Origin of the sequence: Haloglomus irregulare, from assembly GCF_007421925.1 — an archaeon.
Classification (GTDB): domain Archaea; phylum Halobacteriota; class Halobacteria; order Halobacteriales; family Haloarculaceae; genus Haloglomus; species Haloglomus irregulare.
Genome location: NZ_QMDX01000006.1, coordinates 41,344 through 56,817 on the forward strand (window position 1 = coordinate 41,344; position 15,474 = coordinate 56,817).

The window sequence follows — 15,474 nt, forward strand, 5'->3', positions numbered from 1 at the left end:
ACGTGGTTTCCACCCAAATATTACAATTAGAACCGTTTACAAGCGTTCTATGCAGGATATCGTCCGTATGCCTGATTTCACTCGGCGACAGCTGATTTCCAGCACAGCCGCGGCCGTGGCGCTCGGTAGCGCGGGCGTCGGTGGGGCGACCCAGCAGACGGACACGGGCGCGCCGTTCATCGACGGGGAGGCCGACCTGTTCGCAACGACGGCGCTCGGTGCGGAGGTCACCGGTCCGTACGTGTTCGACACCGACGAACTGCTGTTCAGCCTCCAGCATCCCAGCACGGACAACCCCGAGCCGTACTCGAAGGGGGCGATCGGGGTCATCGAGGGGCACCGGTTCGACGCGGACGGAGCGAACGACGACTTCGATGAGCTCTCCATACCGACGACCAAAGCCGAACAGCAGCGACTCCGGGTCGCGAACGGCCGGTACAAGATCCTCGCGAGGGAGAACGACACCATCGACGGTGGCGACGCCAACCTCGGGGTGCCGCGGACGCCCGACGGCGAGCGTGTCGACTCGTTCGACGGCTCCCGCTACTCGGACCTCGGGCACAACCCGGATATGAACCAGTTCGTCCCCACCAACGAGGCGGGGACGGAGGGGTACCTCTTCACGAACTTCGAGCAGAGCCCCGGTGAGGTCAGCCGGATTCCACTCGCCCGCACGGACGACGGGTGGGAGGCCGACCTGGAGAGCGCCATCAACCTCTCCAGCCTCGACGCCTTCCGCGAGATGGGTGGCACCCGCATCGACTGTGGCGGCGACCTCAGCCCCTGGGGAACGCCGATGCCCGCAGAGGAGGAGTACTCCCACCCCCTCACCACCGGGACGGCCAGCGTCAGCGACATGCTCGACGCCGGGACCGGCGTCGGTATGCGCGGTGCCGGCCACTTCTTCAACCGGCCGAACCCGACCGGTATCCAGGGCGCCGTCGAGGAGCTGTACGGCGACAGCTCGTGGTACGTCCAGGGCTACTGGGCGTTGAGCGGGGTCGAACTGCTGGGGTACTACCTCGGGGCCGAGCCGTACGACCAGCGCGGCGGGAACGACACCGGGAGTCCGGGGCTCCTGTTCGGCGGGGGCTTCCCGAACAAGTACCGCTACGGCTACCTGCTCGATATCCGGGAGCCGACGGCGGAGCAACCGGAACCGATGAAGTACTACGTGATGGGCCGCGCCTCGTGGGAGCTGTCCGAGGCGGCCGCCGACCGGCGGACCGTCTACGGTACCTCCGACGGGCAGGACAAGGGCGGCCTCTACAAGTTCGTCGCCGCGGAGCCGATCCCCGACTACGACGACCCGGCCGACATCCGTGGGACACTGTACGCCCCCAAGCGGACGAACCCACCGGAGGGGAAGGAGGACCCCAGAAACGCCGTCGTCGAGCTGGAGTGGCTGCCACTGGGAACCGCCACCAACGGCGAGGTCGAGTCGTGGGTCGCCGAGTACGACGACATCGATCAGTGGGACTACATGGACCACGCCGAGACGGACTGGTGGGAGGACTTCGACAGGGCACTCGCCGAGGCGGACCGCGAAGTCGCGAAGAACGGCAACAAGGACTTCATCTCGGACGAGATGGTCGCCGAGTGGGCCCGGCAGTACGAGCGGAACGGCCCCGAGGGTGTCGACGAGCGCCTCCGCCGCGTGCCGTTCCTGGAGACCCGGGCAGCGACCCGCGAGGTCGACGGGACCGTCGAGTTCCGGAAATCCGAGGGCATCGATACGGACGGGAGCCGCGGCGGCGCCGAACCCGGCGATAACATGTACATCGGGCTCTCGGAGGTCAACGCCGGGATGGCCGACGACACCGGCGACATGAAGCATCAACAGGTCGACGGAGGGATGGTCTACCGGGCGACCGTCGAGGACGACTACAACGTGACCCGGCTCGAACCCGCAGTCGTCGGCCCGAACGCCGACGATCCGGCGTCGGTGGCCGACAAGACGCCGCTCAACGTGGACAACACGTGCGTGCTTCCGGACGGGCGGGTCCTGCTCTGTGAGGACGCCGACCAGCTGGGGCGGTCGTATCCGAACGACGGTCTGTACGTCTACAGCCCGTCACAGCTGTAAGCGGGACGCGGCCCTTCACACCGACGCCGGCTGCACCGCCCGGTCCCCGTTGGCGACCGTTCGATCGGCTCTCGACCCCGGAACCCGACACGTGTCCACCGGTGTCGGGGAGTCGATACGCGCCGAACGCGTCCCGGTGTGGTCCCTTCACACGGGGGACCTGCAAACGGGTCGGGGCTCGGAGCCAGGGGACGAACGGGTTGGCTACGGCCGTGCTCCGAACCGTCGAAATCATCCGACATCCGCCGGTAACGGGATCGGAAGGGACCGGGGTGCGCCCGTCGGTCGTGACCCTGCGCACGGGCGCGCCGGCAGTGTGTCGCCGCCGGACCCGAACCCGGAGCGGACGCCGGCGCCGTCGACACGCGGCACAGCCGTGTCGACATCCGCGGACACGGGGGCCCAGCGCCGGGAAGCCCCGAACCGGTGACGGCGGCCCTCGGTGTTACCCGAGGGCCCCCCGAGAGTACGCATGTCGGAGCCGTACGCCCGGTGTGTCGGCGCCTCGGTGGCGACCGCCGTGTCGTGGCATAGCTTCGGATGCTGTCGGACTGTGACGGAGACAGCGTATGTAACTCCACACGAGCAGTATAGTGTCTTGCTAATTCCCCTATATAGCCGCCCGTACGTCTCCAGGCCGGCCGGTACGGAGGGCGGCGGTGCTCGGAGACCTCGGGATTCGACCCAGTTCGTCGCGATGTCGGATACGGAGGGCAACGGGCGCTTCCGGTCGCTCAGCCGTCGCCGGCCACCCACTTCTCCGAGTAGGTCGTCCCGCAGTCGCAGGCGGCGTACGCGTGGACGACGTCGCCCTCGGCGTACTGGCCGCCGACGTCCGTGTTCCGGGCCTCCGCGAAGGCGAAGACGAAGCGGGCATCGTGTTCGGGGCCGTCGCCGTCGGGGCAGTCGCCGCCGGTCGCGTCCCGATGGACGTGCCCGTCGGTGTCCATCGCCTGCCCGGCGAACGACATGGGGTCCAGCCCGGTGGCCGACTCGAAGGCCTCGCGCCCCTTCGGGCCGGGGAGGACGAGGGCGACGCCCTCCGCGGTCCGCTCGCCGAGGTCGGCCAGCCGGTCGGGGTCGGCGACCCCGTCCTCGCGGAGGTAGATGAGGATGTCGTCGGGCCGGTCGCCGGCGAGGAACGCGCGCCGTGCGGCGCTCATCCCCTCGTCCGCGTCGGGGCCGTCACTCATCTGTCCTCCAGGTCGCGGGCGATGGCCGCGAGCCCGTCGTCCGGCTGGTCGGGCACCTCGTACACCGCGGTCTCGCTCGGGCCGCGCAGCCCGTAGAAGAACCCCGGCTCGACGACGTCGACCAGCACGGAGCGGCCGAAGTCGAGGTCGCGGTCGGCGACCCAGCCCGGGAGGCGGTCAGTGCCGTCGTCGGCTCGGGCCTGGCGGGTGTTGTCGTAGACGGCCCGGAGTTCGAGGCCGTCGTCGAGCCCGCGGTGGACGCGGGCGTGGCGGGTGTGGCCGGCAAGCGCCACACGGACGACCTCGCCGGCGGGGAACGAGTCGTCCTCGTCGTCGGGGAGGTCGACGCGGGGGCGGTCCGTGCGCCCGACCCGCGCGAGTGTCGCGCGGACCGTCCGGACCGAGGCGTTGTCGTGTGCGATGCGTTCCATCCGCGTGACCGTTACTCGTCCTCGTCCGCGTCGCCCAGCAGCTCGTCGACGGAGCTGTCGCCGCGGGAGGCGATCTTGGCGTTGATCTGTCGGGTGTCGTCGCTGATCTCGCGGCCGCGGACCGTGACGCGGCGGCGCTCGCCGTCGACCTCCGGCTCGTAGCCGACGCCGCCCGTGAGCAGGAGCTGCTTCAGCTCCGTCCCGGGAACGTCCTCGCGCATCGGTCGCCCGGCGGTGTCGGAGCCGCCGGTGACCTCGAGCTCGTAGCCGTCGAGGCCGACGGCGCCGCCGTCGACCGTCTCGCCGATATCGCGACCCTGGAACCGGTTCGCGTCCTGTCCGTCGATCTCGAACTGGTAGGTCGTCCCGTCCTCGGGGTCCGCGACGACGACCTGGAAATCTGCCATACCGTCAGCGAGTCGGGGAACCGGCAAAAGGGTATTGAAACGTGCGTCCGCCGTTCCCGGCGGAACGGGGCGCGAGCGGCGCTTGACCGCCGTGCGACCGACCCCCGCGGAACGGCCCCGGTGCCGGCGTCGGGCCCGCCCCGGACGGCCCCTGCACCGTCGACGGGGGGCGCGTGGGCCTCCGGGGCGACCTCACGGGGGACTCCCCCTCGGCGGCGGAACGCAAGGGAGTTGACCGGCGGCCCGCGAGGGTGGGTATGACCGACCACTTCGAGGTCCACGCGCGGGACGGGGCGGCCCGCATCGGCGAGATCCGCCTCGACACCCCGCTCCGGACCCCGGGGCTCGTGGGTGACCGGCTCCACGACGCCGGCAGCGAGTGGGCCGCCGGGCGCGAAACCCCCGACGGCGACCCCGACGCGCTGACGCTACTCCCCCACCGTGCGCTCCCGGCCGGAACGCCGGACTCCGTCCGGGAGACGTTCGGCGGGGCCGGCAACGCCGCGAGCGCCGACGACGCGCCCGCCCCCGACGAACTCGACGTCGCCAGTGCCGTCGTCGTGGCGCCCGACACCGCGACCGACCACGGCGCCGACGCGTACGTCCTCTCGGGCGGGCCCGCGCTGGTCGGCCACGCCGAGCGGTTCGTCGACGCCGTCACGACGGTCCGGCGGGCGATCCCCGACGACAGTGCGCTCTACCTCGCCGGCGCGGCCACCCCCGCCAACGTCGCCGCGCTGGTCTACGCGGGCGTCGACCTCGTGGACGCCGACCGCGCCCACGTCCGGGGGACGCAGGGGTTCTACCTGACGGCCGAGGGTGAGTACTTCCTCGAGGACCTCGAGGAGCTGCCGTGTGCCTGTCCCGCCTGCCGGGGCGGGCGCGAGGCGTTCGACCGCCGGGCCTGTGCCGAGCACAACGTCACCGCCCTGGAGACGGCGCTGCGGACCGTCCGGGCGCGGATTCGCGACGGCCGTCTGCGCGACTACCTCGAGGGCCAGGGTCGCCACGAGTCGTTCCCGACGAGCGTGCTCCGCCGGCTGGACGGGGAGTACGCCTACGTCGAGGAGCGGACGCCGCTGTTCCGCCGGGAGTCGCTGCTGGCCGCGACGGAGGACACCCTCCGTCGGCCGGAGATCCGGCGGTTCGCCGACCGCGTGACCAGCCGGTACGTCCCCCGGTTCGACGACCGGCCGCTGCTGCTGGTGCCGTGCTCGGCGACGAAGCCGTACAGCGAGTCCCAGAGCCACGCCCAGTTCCATCGCGCAATCGACTACCGGGCCCACACCGTCTCGATGACCTCCCCCATCGGCGTCGTCCCGCAGGAGCTGGAGACGACCTACCCCGCCCAGCAGTACGACTCGGTGGTGACCGGGCACTGGTCCGAGACGGAGTACGAGTTCATCGCCGCGGTGCTCGCCCGCTACCTCGAGCGCGCGGACTACCCCCGCGTCGTCTCGCATCTGCCCGCGGACTACCGGCCCATCGTCGACCGGGCGCTGGACCGGCTCGACACGGTCCCCCCGGTCGAACACACCGTCGTCGACCATCCCACGACCGAGGACTCGCTGGCGAGCCTGGCCGGCGCGCTGGAGGGGGAGGACCGCTTCGGCAAGCGCGAGCGCGAGCACCACACCGTCCGCGCACTGGCGGACTACGTGTTCGGCGCCGGCGCCGGCGACGAGCTCTTCTGCGACCTCCGCACGGGGAGTCGCTACCCCAAGCTCCGCGCGCTGGATGCCGGTATCGAGCCCCGTCCCGGCGACGACACCGACGACGACGGCGCGGTCCACCTCGCGACGATGGTCCCCAACTACGGCACCCTCTCGCTGACGCTCGCCGGCGCGCGCCGCTGGGTCGAGAGCGACGTACCCACCAAGCGCGTGGAGATCGACGCGTTCGTGCCGCAGGGCAGCGTCCTCGCCCCGGGCGTGATCGACGCCGACGAGTCCATCCGCGTCGGCGACGAGGTGGTCGTCGATGGGCCGGAGGCGTTCGCCGTCGGCCGCGCGCAGGTCCACGGGCGCGGCATGGTCGACGCGACGCGGGGCATCGTCGTCCAGGTGCGTCACTCCGTGGAGACGTGACCGGCGCAGGCACCCCATCCCTCATGAGACCCCCGCCCGACCGGACGAGTGATGACTGAGCTGACGCCGGCGGACCTCGCGGTCGGGACGACCGTCACCCACGAGCGCACGTTCACACCGGAGGAGGTCCGGACGTTCACGACCATCTCGGGGGACGCGGGCGACCATCACGTCGAGACCGACGACGAGGGGCGCCTACTGGTGCACGGGCTCCTGACGGCGACGCTCCCGACGACGGTGGGGGGCGAGCTGAACGTGCTCGCCTCGCGGATGGAGTTCGAGTTCCGCAAGCCCGTCTACACCGGCCAGCACGTCTCGTGCGAGGTGACGTTCGTCGAGGTCGACCGCGGCGACGAGCGAGTCGCCGTGGTAGCCGAGTTCGAGGCCGCCCGCGTCGACGACGGGACGGTCGTCATGGCCGGGCGTTTCGAGGGTATCATCCGCATCTAGCTCGGGAGACGGCTACAACCCAATTCAGGCCGGCGTGATCGATATATGACGGCAGTTCGGCAGAAACGTCGCACACCACGGACTGCACCGGCCGGGCCGCCGGCGGTAGTGTGAGCCCGAGACGCGGAGTAAAAGCTTGATTACCGGTGGCTCGCTACGGAGTGGTAATGGTACGGACAGCAGAGCGAGTGGAGTCCCTCATCGACGAGGACCCGGACATGCGCGAGGCGCTCCAGACCCTCCTCGACCGGGCCGACGACGGCCGGGTGTCGTGGGGCGACGTGAACGACGACCTCACGAGCGGCCAGTGGGGCCGCCTCATCGAGCGGGGCGTGCTCGAGAAGACCGACGACGGTGGCTGTGTGGTCACCGACCCGGACGACGTGGCCGCCGTCGTCGGCGGCGCGACTGCCGCCAGCCTCACCGACGGGGGGACGGCGACCGCGGCCGGCGGGAGCACGGAGGGCAGCACCGACACCGACGACGGGGACTCCTCGTGGTCGAAGTACGACAAGTTCGCCGCGCTCGGCGCGGTGTCGCTGTTCGCGGGGTACTCCGTCTCCAGCGTCCGCAACGCCATCGCCCAGGTCCTCGACGTGGGGCTGGGCCCGCTGGAGGCCTCGCTCCCGTTCTACGCCGTCATCCTCGTGCTCGCGCTGTTCACAGGGCTCTACTCCACCATCCTGCAGGACAACCTGATGGACACCTCGAAGATGGCCGAGTACCAGGAGCAGCTCCAGGAGATCCAGGAGCGCGAGAAGCGGGCCAAGGAGCGCGACGACGAGGAGGCCCTGGACCGCATCCAGGAGGAGAAGATGGACGCCATGGGCGACAACCTCGGCATGTTCAAGGAGCAGTTCCGCCCGATGGTCTGGATCATGCTGTTCACCATCCCGGTCTTCCTCTGGATGTACTGGATGATCCTCGTCCACCCGGAGCAGCTGGGCAGCATCACGCTCCCGCTCGTCGGCGAGCGCTCCTGGACGGAGGGCCTGCTCGGGCCCATCCAGGCATGGATCGTCTGGTACTTCCTCTGCTCGATGGGGTTCACCCAGGTCATCCGGAAGACGTTCAACATCCAGACCTCGCCGACGTCGAGCTGACGGGACGACGCCCTCCCCTCGGCCCGGAGCCGTCCTGACGGCCGAACCCGCGACGGGACCGACATCGAAGGCCTCGCGATTCCTCACGACAGCGGCCGGAACACTTCCGAAGCCCCGGCGCCCTCGGCTGGGGGGTTCGCTGCGGTCCTCGGTCGCCGCGCTCCCTGCGGTCCCTGCATCGCCCGTCGTCGCCGAGACCGCTCCCCTTCGACTCCGCCATCCGAACGGTGTCGAGTCGGACCGCTGCGGCTGGAGAGCACGGTGGGCACTGGGATGACCCCACGGCGACCGCGGCTCAGAACCAGCCGTCGTCGCCGCGTCGGCGGCGCCGGCGGCGACGGGTCCGCGACCGGCGCTCGTCGACCAGCGCGAAGTACGCGCCGACGACGAGCAGCGCCCCCGCGACCGCGAGGCCGGCGAGCGGGGCATCGGCGACCAGCGTGAAGTAGCCCATCGCCAGGGTTGCGCCGCCCAGTGCCGCGATGACGGCGGCCCCCTCGACGCGTCTGGAGAGTCGACCCCCGCGGCGGGTGTGGTACTCGGCGGCGCCGAGCACGAGCAGGCCGGCGGTGACCCCGGCGGTGCCCGCCGGCCCGGCGAGGTCATCGGTGAGGCGGCCGAGGGCGACGCCAGCGAGCACGGTCGTGACTCCGGCGGCGGCCGCGAGCGCCAGCGTGGCGTCCGGCGACAGCGGGTTGACCGATTCGGCGTGGGTCGCGTGGAAGAGCGCCGCCGGGACCGCCAGCACGAGCGCGACCAGCAGCCCGAGGAGCGGTCGCAGCGTCGCTAACCCGTAGGCGGCCGCGACCCCCCCGGCGAGGACGGCAGCCGCCAGCGTCGGGTCGGGGAGCAGCGTCGTCTCCGGGTCCTCGTCGACGCGGACGGCGTAGCCGACGAAGAGGTGGAGGACGAGCACGCTCACCAGCGCCGTCGAGAGGGGGTCGCCGAAGAGGGCCCCGTACAGCGCGAACGACAGCGACATGACCACGCCGACGAGGACGGCGGCCTCCGGCACGCGGCGGCTCATACCCCGGCTGCGGGCCGGAGCCGCAAACGGGCGTCGGTTCCGGGCGGCGGCCGGGCTCTGTCCACCGGCGGTGCGACCGCCCCCCGAGCGGCGTCGCTCACTCGGTCGCCACGTCGCCGCGCATCGAGCTATGGATGGTGCAGATGTAGTAGCCCAGCTCGCTCGCCAGCTCCTCGGTGACGGTGAAGGCGAGCTCTCCCCCGTCGTCGACCCAGTTCACGTCGCCGTCGCCCTCGTACGAGCCGTCGGTCGACTGCGAGAGCAGCGGCTCGTCGTCGCTCGTCCGGAGCGCGAACGGGTGGCTGCCCCCGCCGTTGTTCGTGACCTCGTATCGGGTCCCCACCTCGAAGGTCATGGTGGGGTTCTCCTCGCCGGTGGGGGCGACCGAGCCGCTGCTGTCCCCGGTCACCTCCCAGGCGCTCACCCCGACGTTGTCGATGGTCAGCGAGACGGCCTCCTCGCCGTCACTGCCGCCGCTCCCGTCGGTCGGCGTGGCCGTCGCGGTCGGGTCGTCCCCGCCGTCGCCGCCATCCTCCCCGTCGCCGCCGTCGCCGCCGTCGTTGCTACCGCACCCGGCCAGCCCGACCGCCAGGGCGGCCCCGGCCGCCTGGAGCACTCGTCGTCGCCGCGTCATGTCGGCACCTCGCTCGTGTACGTGCATGTCATCGATGATACTGCCTCTACGTGTCGTGGGAGAGACAGGTTGTTGGTTCTTATGTTCCCCCCGCTCGCTGCCCCTTCTCCCGCGTCGCCGTCAGCGCCGATATCCAGGGTCGTCCGGCCCCTCACTCCGTGCGCAGCGCGTACTGCAGCACGCCGAGCGCCGAGCGCCCGTCGCGCATCCCGCCGCCCAGTGCCGCGTCCCGGAGCTCGTCGAAGCTCGCCGTCGTCACGCGGATGGACTCGTTGTCGTCGAGGTCCTGCTCGGCGGTCGGCTCGCAGCCGTGCGCGACGAAGTAGTGGTAGGTGGCGTCCAGCAGCCCGTTCGAGGGCTCGTGGGCGATCATGAACTCGACGGCGGCGGCCTCGTAGCCGGTCTCCTCGGCCAGCTCCCGCCGGGCGGCCTCGGCCAGCGGCTCGTCCCCCTCGACGCTGCCCGCGGGGAGGCCGCGGTTGACGCGCTCGACCGCCTGGCGCCACTCCTCGACGAGGACCACCTCCCCGTCGTCGGTGAACGGGAGGACGATGACGGAGGCGCCGTTCTCGACGCTGTGGAACCCCGTCTCGGTCCCGTCGGGCAGCCGGACCTCGTCGAGACGGACGGTGAACCCGGGACAGTCGTAGTCCGTCGTCGAATCGAGCGTCTCCCACGCCAGCGGGTCGGCGCCGTCGGTCCCGGCCGCGGGGTCGACCGGGTCGTCGTCGGTCATACCTGAACGCCCGGCCGGCGGCCTGAAAAGTGCGCCGTACGGCGCGCGGCGGCCGGGGACGGGGGCGGCCCCGGCGGCAGCAAGAACGAAGTGACCGTGGGGCCACCCCGCGGACATGTCCGTCCAGCAGTATCTGGAGCGCCTGTTCACCTGGGAGAGCCTCGAGAACACGGACCGGGGGGTGGAGTTCGAGCTGAAGAACCGCCTCGTCGAGGCCGAACTCCACGGCGTCGCCGGCGGGTCGCTGGACGGCACGGACGTCGACGCCGCGGCCATCACGCTCGAACTGCCGGACGGCACCCTGATGGACGCCACGGACGCCTCCGCCGAGGACCCCATCCCCTTCGACCTCGCCGAGACCGTCCAGGTGGTCCTCGACGCGCCGCGGCTCCGGAGGGGCACCCACACCGTCGGCGTCCGGATGGAGATCGAGGGCTGGGGGACGGTCGGCTTCGAGACGGACGACGACATCACCGACGCGGACCTGCTGGACGTCGACCCCGCGGACTACACCGTCGCCGAGCTGGAGGCCCTGATTCCGGACCTGCGGGACCCCCTCGAACTGGAGCGGCTGCGGGAGCGCGAGCGCGAGGGGAAGGCTCGGAAGACCGCGGTCGAGGCGATCGAGGAGCGCCTCGAAACGGCCCGCGAGGCGGCGCCCGACGAGGACGAGATCGAGTACGGTGCCGGGAACGCCTCCTCCGGCGGGAGCGTCGTCGAGGAGCTGCTGGTCGACATCCTCGAATCACCCCAGCGCGTGACGGTCTACCTGACCGCCCGGCGGCTCCAGCCCGCGACGCCGGAGCAGGTCGCCGGGCGGACGCTGTTCTCAGAGGCGACGGTCGAGGAGACGCTCGGCGACTTCGAGATGGATGGGTTGGCCGAGCGGGACGATGCGGGTGCGTACGAGATGGTGTCGCCCGTGGCGGTGCTCCGGAAGCGGCAGCGTCGGTTGTGGAACGTGCTGAGTCGGGGGTTGTGAGATGACATGGTTCTGAGGTAGTGTAGAGTCGAGTACATGCGGCAATAGAGGGTGGGGTCACATCTCTACTACTCAACCCGGCCGGGGAAGGGTTCCTTGAGCTGAAACAGACTACTACTGGTGGGGTGAATTCGATGCACGATTCCTCTGGAACGAAGAGTTAACTGGAGCTGATAGAACGGCGGAGTGTGCCCGGATTGCCTATATGTAGTTACTGAGTAGCGGAGGCGATGGTTAGATATCGGTGGATATGCAAGGCTCACTTTCCAGTACCAATTAGCACCTCGAAATTGGCGGGAGATCAGACGAGGCGGGTTCAGAAGAGGACTGGACATGGATGCCAGGAGCGTCAAGAGCTGTCGTGTTCGGCTGAACTGAAATTGGACCTAATGCTGGCTTCGTAGTGATTCTCGAATCCAGAACGGAGGGCAAGCCACCTGTTTTTCTCTCCATCGGGAACTATAATCAGTCTTCCTTCTCGCGTTTATTCTATTCCGAATCGAGGAGCGCATGCAACTCGGGTCCACTCTGCTGAACGGCTAACATAATGCAATCTGAAAAGTGGGCCGGCCCGGATTTGAACCGAGGTACCGAGGACCCGATCCTCGAAGGATACCAAGCTACCCCACCGGCCCGCAGTTATAATAAGACACCTGTCGGATAAAACCGTTGCGAACCCCGACGGCCGGTGCGAGCGATGCTCAGTACGACCGGTAGCCGTCGGTGTCGAGCCAGTTGTGCGCGACCGTCACCGTCTGGTCGGCGTGGAGGCGTTCGGGGCCGACGCTGACCCGGCTGTCGGCGCGGTCGGCCAGCAGGGCGGCCTCGGCGTCGGTGAAGTCGCGGTGGTCCGAGAGCACGAACGTCGGGTCCTCGGGTACCGGTTCCTCAGCCAGCGGCGTGCCGGCCTCGTGGCAGTGGAGCAGGGGCCCGTCGAGCCGGGAGAGCGTCGCGGCGAGGCCGAACCGGCCGACGGCGACGCCCGGTGAGGGCTCGGCCTCCTGGTGGCCGATGGCCCCCGATTTCGCGTCGAGCGCGTCCCTGATGCGGGCGGCCGTCGAGCGCTCGTCCGGCCGGAGGTGCCGGACGCTGCGCCCGTCGAACCGGACCGTGAACTCGTCCTGCACGACCAGATGGACCGCGGCGTCCTCGCGGACGGCGTGGGAGGTAAGCAGGCCGCTGGTGACGACCCGGCAGCAGAGGTCCAGCCGCCCGGCGCCAGGGAGGTCATCCAGCGAGTCCGGGCCGTCGGGCGGCAGATCGTGGGCCAGGCAGACGACATCGCGCATACGGGAGCGACGGCGGGCGGCCACTAAGCCGGTTCGGACGGGAGCGGATCGCGGCGCTCGCCGGCGGATCCCCGTGGTCGGTAGCGGTGGGTTTATTCGCGCCGACGGGTCGAGGCCGGCCATGACGGACGCGCGCGAGGTCCGGTCGCTGGTGGCGGACCGCCCGGCCCTCGAACCCGCGCTGGAGTCGCTCCTCGAGACCGACGAGACCCACGACACCTGGACGTTCGACGAGATCGACCTCGATTCGGGCGCGTTCGGGGAACTCGTCTCGGAGGGCGTCGTCGAGAAGGTCGGCGGGGAGTACCGGCTGGCCGACCGCACCGCCGTCGAGCGGGCGCTCGCCGGCGAGGTGGCGGACGGGGACGACGGCGGTGGTGTCTCGCTCCCGCTGCCCGCGTTCGGTATCGACGGCCGTGTCGCCGCGGCACTTAGTGGGGCACTACTGCTGGTCTTCGTCTTCCGCATCCTCACCTTCGATGCGATCCTCCGTGACGGGCGGGTAGTCCTCTCGGGGAACGACCCGTACTTCTACCTCTACTGGACGGAGGAACTGAGCCGGCAGTCGGCGGGCGTCATCGACCGCAGCGCGCTCACGGCGGGGTCGTTCGGCCTCCTGAAGAGCGAGCCGCTGCTCGTGGCCGTGTTGTGGGTCGCGACCGAACTGGTCGGTGGGGTCGAGCGGGCTCCGCTGGTGCTCGCGTGGTACCCCGTCGTGGCGGGTGTCGTGACCGGTGTGTTCACCTACCTGTTCGCGACGGGGCTCACCGACGACGAGCGGGTCGGCATCGCGTCGGTCGTGATGCTCGCGGTGATGCCCGTGCTGGCGTTCCGGTCGGGGCTCGGGTTCGCCGACCACCACGCGTTCGACTACGTCTGGCTGTCGATGACGGCTGCCGGTGCGGTCCGATCGGTTCGGGCGGCCGCGACGCGGGAAGCGGCAACCGGTCCACGGGTGCTCGCCTGGACCGGGCTGACCGGGGTCGCCATCGCCGGCCAGTTGCTCGCCTGGGAGGCCGGGCCACTCCTGCTGGTCCCAGTTGCGTCGTACGTCCCCGTCGCCGCCCTGATCGCCGTCGACAGGGACGAGTCACCGGGCTGGACGCTGACGCCGCTCGGCGTCGGACTCGCCGTCGCGGCGGTCCTCACTGGTGGCGCACATCTCGCGCTCGACTGGCAGACGGGGGTGGTCGCCGCCACGCCCGCTCTCCTCCTCGCCGGTACCGTCGGTGTCGCCGCGGTCGGTGAGGTGGTGCACCGGGTCGACGACCTCCCCGTGAGTCCGGTTCGGGCACTCGCAGCCGCCGAGGCCGCGGGAGTCGTCCTCACGTTTGGACTGCTCACGACGGTACTTGCCGCCTACGGGGACCGGCTGTTCGGCCAGCTCGGACGGATCGGTACCGACGGCTCCGTCGTCGAGGCGAACTCGCTGTTCGGGACCGGGATCTTCGGCTGGCTGTTCCTGTTCGGACTGCTCCTCTTTCTCGGCGTCCCGTACATGGGGTTCGCGCTCCTCCGTGCGACGAGGGGCGAGGACCGCCACGGCTGGCTCCTCGCCGGCATCTACGGCTGGTTCTTCCTCGTCCTGGCGACGTTCCAGATGCGTTTCGCCGGCGAGCTCTCGACCTTCCTCGCGGTGTTCTCCGGGCTCGGATTCGTCCACATCGCCGACCGCGTCGACCTGGCGCGTCCCCCCGTCCCGTTTCGCGAGACGGCACCGGTCCGCGGCGACGGTGGCGATAGCGAGCCGGCGTTCGAACTGCCGACCCCTCGCGGGGCCGTCTCGCTCCTGTTCCTCTTCCTCCTCGTCGCGGGGCTCGGCGTCACGCAGGCACCGGTGAAGGCGAATCAGGCTCCGGTTGCCGGGCACGAGTTCGAGACCGCGATCTGGATCGACCAGTACGCCGCGGAGAACGGCATCGAGACGGACTACGTCTTCACCGAGTGGGGCCGCAACCGGATGTACAACTACTTCGTGAACGGGAACGCTCGGTCGTACGGGTTCGCCAGGGCGAACTATCGGGCATTCCTCCGCGCCACACAGCCGGAGGAGTGGTACGAACGACTACGCGGCCGAGTCGGGTTCGTCGTCCTCGACCGGTACGATTCGGAGGACGCTACCCTCCACAACCGGCTCACGCGGGGGTTCGGCGGTCGGCACGACGGGTTCGACGGGTCGGGCCACTACCGTGCGATACGGGTGACCGACCGCCAACAGGTCCACTAGGTCGTTCCCGGCGCGAAGCTCACCGGTTCGGTTCACAACGGGACGGCATCGGCGGCGAACGCGACCGTCCGGCTCCGGACGGACGTCGCCGTCGAGGGCCGAAGCGACGAGTTCACATACGTCCGTCGGGTCCGGACCGACGCTGACGGCCGGTACCAGCTCCGCGTCGCCTATCCTGGCGAGTACGAGATACGCCAGCCCGACGGCAACGCCACGAGGACGGTGACGGTGTCCGAATCCGCGGTCGAGAACGGCGAACGCGTCGACGTGGGAGCACTCGGTGACGGCGGGAACGCCACCGCGACCGACGGTCCAGACTACGACCTCACCAGGTCAGCCCCTCGTAGGTCAGTCCCTCGCGCCGCGCGATGACGCGCCGGCCGTCCACGACCACGGGGTCGGCCATCGCGTCGAACGCCTCGTCCAGCGCGGCGAACTCGTCCCAGTCCGTGACCACGAGCGCGCCGTGAGCGCCGTCCAGCGCGGCCGCCGCGTCGTCGACGTACTCCACGTCGGGGTACTCGGCGGCCATCGCGTCGGTGGCGAGCGGGTCGTAGGCGACTACCTCGGCACCGCGGGCCTGCAGCCCCTCGATGACCGGCTTCGCCCGTGACCCCCGGATGTCGTCCGTGCCGGACTTGAACGCCAGTCCGAGTACCGCCACCCGCCGTCCGTCGGCCGCGACGTGCTCGTCGAGCAGGTCGAGCAGCCGCTGGGGCTGCTTCTCGTTGACGCCGACGACCGCCTCGAGCAGTTCGGGGTCGTAGCCCGCCTGCCGGGCTGTCGCCATGATAGCGGCGGTGTCTTTGGGGAAGCAGTTGT

13 protein-coding genes, 1 tRNA gene and 2 pseudogenes are annotated in these 15,474 nt (G+C 70.4%); 7 read left to right on the forward strand and 9 right to left on the reverse strand.

Going from position 1 to position 15,474, the window contains the following annotated elements:
* Window positions 1-67 precede the first annotated feature (67 nt).
* Window positions 68-2,086 (forward strand): alkaline phosphatase PhoX, encoded by a 2,019-nt coding sequence (locus DP107_RS10900; RefSeq protein ID WP_144262198.1) that lies wholly within the window; start codon window positions 68-70, stop codon window positions 2,084-2,086.
* A gap of 734 nt (window positions 2,087-2,820) precedes the next feature.
* Here the strand turns inward: DP107_RS10900 and DP107_RS10905 are convergent.
* From DP107_RS10905 to DP107_RS10915, 3 genes are read right to left on the reverse strand one after another with little or no spacing between them, the layout of a single operon-like run.
* Complete coding sequence (locus DP107_RS10905) at window positions 2,821-3,279, reverse strand: DUF5807 family protein (RefSeq protein ID WP_238330857.1); 459 nt, start codon at window positions 3,277-3,279, stop codon at window positions 2,821-2,823.
* Window positions 3,276-3,710, reverse strand: coding sequence for a DUF7112 family protein (locus tag DP107_RS10910; protein ID WP_144262199.1), 435 nt, complete (start codon window positions 3,708-3,710; stop codon window positions 3,276-3,278). Before DP107_RS10910 ends, DP107_RS10905 begins: the two co-directional genes overlap by 4 nt.
* An 11-nt stretch (window positions 3,711-3,721) precedes the next feature.
* Entirely contained in the window at window positions 3,722-4,117 is a 396-nt protein-coding gene (locus DP107_RS10915) for a 30S ribosomal protein S6e (protein ID WP_144262200.1), read from the reverse strand.
* Between the two features lie 257 nt (window positions 4,118-4,374).
* Here DP107_RS10915 and arcS point away from each other — a divergent pair, with 257 nt between their 5' ends.
* From arcS to DP107_RS10930, 3 genes are all read left to right on the forward strand, one after another.
* Entirely contained in the window at window positions 4,375-6,204 is a 1,830-nt protein-coding gene (gene arcS / locus DP107_RS10920; protein ID WP_144262201.1) for an archaeosine synthase subunit alpha, read from the forward strand.
* Window positions 6,205-6,255: 51 nt separating this feature from the next.
* Window positions 6,256-6,654, forward strand: a complete 399-nt coding sequence (locus DP107_RS10925; protein ID WP_144262202.1) for a hotdog family protein — start codon at window positions 6,256-6,258, stop codon at window positions 6,652-6,654.
* Between the two features lie 167 nt (window positions 6,655-6,821).
* Entirely contained in the window at window positions 6,822-7,757 is a 936-nt protein-coding gene (locus tag DP107_RS10930; protein WP_144262203.1) for a DUF106 domain-containing protein, read from the forward strand.
* A gap of 295 nt (window positions 7,758-8,052) precedes the next feature.
* Here the strand turns inward: DP107_RS10930 and DP107_RS10935 are convergent, their stop codons facing one another.
* The 3 genes from DP107_RS10935 to DP107_RS10945 form a co-directional block, all read right to left on the reverse strand.
* Entirely contained in the window at window positions 8,053-8,784 is a 732-nt protein-coding gene (locus DP107_RS10935; protein WP_144262204.1) for a hypothetical protein, read from the reverse strand.
* A 97-nt stretch (window positions 8,785-8,881) separates the two neighbouring features.
* Complete coding sequence (locus DP107_RS10940; protein ID WP_144262205.1) at window positions 8,882-9,418, reverse strand: cupredoxin domain-containing protein; 537 nt, start codon at window positions 9,416-9,418, stop codon at window positions 8,882-8,884.
* Between the two features lie 151 nt (window positions 9,419-9,569).
* Window positions 9,570-10,154, reverse strand: a complete 585-nt coding sequence (locus DP107_RS10945) for an NUDIX hydrolase (protein WP_144262206.1) — start codon at window positions 10,152-10,154, stop codon at window positions 9,570-9,572.
* A 115-nt stretch (window positions 10,155-10,269) separates the two neighbouring features.
* Between DP107_RS10945 and DP107_RS10950 the strand changes: the two genes are divergently transcribed.
* Window positions 10,270-11,136 carry a hypothetical protein gene (locus DP107_RS10950; protein WP_144262207.1) on the forward strand — a complete coding sequence of 289 codons (867 nt, stop codon included), beginning with the start codon at window positions 10,270-10,272 and terminating at the stop codon, window positions 11,134-11,136.
* Between the two features lie 562 nt (window positions 11,137-11,698).
* Here the strand turns inward: DP107_RS10950 and DP107_RS10955 are convergent.
* Window positions 11,699-11,771: transfer RNA gene (locus DP107_RS10955), tRNA-Pro, on the reverse strand.
* Window positions 11,772-11,837: 66 nt separating this feature from the next.
* Entirely contained in the window at window positions 11,838-12,425 is a 588-nt protein-coding gene (gene trmY, locus DP107_RS10960; protein WP_144262208.1) for a tRNA (pseudouridine(54)-N(1))-methyltransferase TrmY, read from the reverse strand.
* A gap of 121 nt (window positions 12,426-12,546) precedes the next feature.
* On the opposite strand from trmY, the gene DP107_RS10965 reads away from it, so the two are divergent.
* Both DP107_RS10965 and DP107_RS21430 read left to right on the forward strand, forming a co-directional pair.
* Window positions 12,547-14,652, forward strand: a complete 2,106-nt coding sequence (locus tag DP107_RS10965) for an STT3 domain-containing protein (protein ID WP_144262209.1) — start codon at window positions 12,547-12,549, stop codon at window positions 14,650-14,652.
* A 42-nt stretch (window positions 14,653-14,694) separates the two neighbouring features.
* A pseudogene (locus DP107_RS21430) lies at window positions 14,695-15,024 on the forward strand (hypothetical protein); the annotation flags it as partial.
* Here the strand turns inward: DP107_RS21430 and DP107_RS20760 are convergent.
* A pseudogene (locus DP107_RS20760) lies at window positions 14,978-15,472 on the reverse strand (UDP binding domain-containing protein); the annotation flags it as partial. The pseudogenes DP107_RS21430 and DP107_RS20760 sit on opposite strands and share 47 nt — an antisense overlap.
* Window positions 15,473-15,474 lie beyond the last annotated feature (2 nt).